The organism is Monashia sp. HAY1-5C (assembly GCF_056755255.1).
The window spans coordinates 1-1,256 of record NZ_JBPGXG010000265.1 but is presented as its reverse complement, the minus strand read 5'-3'; the positions used below and the strand labels follow the sequence as shown (position 1 = coordinate 1,256).

1 protein-coding gene is annotated in these 1,256 nt (G+C 74.5%); it reads right to left on the bottom strand.

What is annotated here, in order from left to right; genetic code table 11:
- Positions 1-1,170: MacS family sensor histidine kinase (gene macS, locus ACR9ZK_RS21555; RefSeq protein WP_481344008.1), on the bottom strand; the 1,170-nt coding region annotated here is incomplete at its 3' end.
- Positions 1,171-1,256: the final 86 nt, after the last annotated feature.

Sequence of the window (1,256 nt, the reverse complement as noted above, 5' to 3'; positions counted from 1 at the left end):
GTGGGTGGGAGCGCGCGGCACGCGCAGCTCGACGGTCGTGCCCCCGGCCGGTCCCGAGGTGATGGCGGCCCGGCCACCGAGGTCGGCCAGGCGACCCTTGATGCTCGAGGAGACCCCGAGCCGGCCCTGGTCGACGGCCTCCTCGAGCCTGGCCTGGCTCAGCCCGCGACCCGAGTCGCGGATCGTCACGGCGACGTCGCGGCCGTCGTCGTCGAGCAGCACCCACGTGCGCGCGCCGTCCCCGGCGTGCTTGCGGACGTTGTCGAGCGCCGCCTCGACCGCGGCCACGACCTCGTCGGCGACGCGTCGGGGCAGCAGGACGGCATCGGCCGGTGACACCAGCTGGACGTCGTCGGTCTCGACGTGGCGCAGCAGGGTGCGCAGGTCCGCCTCGCCGCTGACCGCCCGACCGACCGCGGCCAGATCGGTTTGGCTGACGAGTGTCCGCAGGATGCGCTCCTGCTCCCCCGCCATGGCCCCGAGAGCCGCGGACTCGCCGCCGAGGTCGGTGGCGCGCCGGTGGATGAAGGCGAGGGTCTGCAGGACGCCGTCGTGGACGGTGCGCGCCAGGCGGTCCCGCTCGGCGCGGGCCGCGTCGAGCCGCATCGCCTCGGCGAGCGCGGCGTGGCTGGCCCGGGCGAGGTCGACGCAGTAGCCGATGCAGCCGCCGAGGAGGAGCCCGAAGATCGAGTTCGAGACCGTGTTGGCGGTCGGCTCGGCGACCTCGACGAAGGAGCTCGCGGCGACGAGCGAGGCAGCCGCGACACCCCCGCGCCAGCCGCGCAGGATCGCGAAGCCGACGACGGCGGCGGAGGGCCAGATCGACGGGATCGTCTTGGCACCTCCGGTGATGACCTCGGGAGTGTCGACGAGGCGGGTCGCGAGGATCGCGGCGCAGCCCATCGCGAGCTCGGCGGTGTAGGCGCGAACCGTGCGCATCGGCCGGGCGGTCTGGGCAGCCGTCCATCCGGCGAGCAGACCGAGGACCGAGAGCGCGACCGCAGGGTGGGCCACCTCGGCGCGGCGCTCCCAGACCGAGTACGCGGCGTAGACCAGGGCGAGCACCCGGAAGACGTCGACGGCTCGCCACAGGCCCCTGACGACGGCGTGCTCGTCGTCGAGCAGGCCCGCACCCGGGGGCGTCCCGGACCGGCCGGTCTCGACGGTCATGGGTCAGGAGGCCGCCACGACGGGCCCGCCGCCCTCGTCGGAGTTGTGGCTGTCTCTTATACACATCTGACGCTGCCGACGACGGA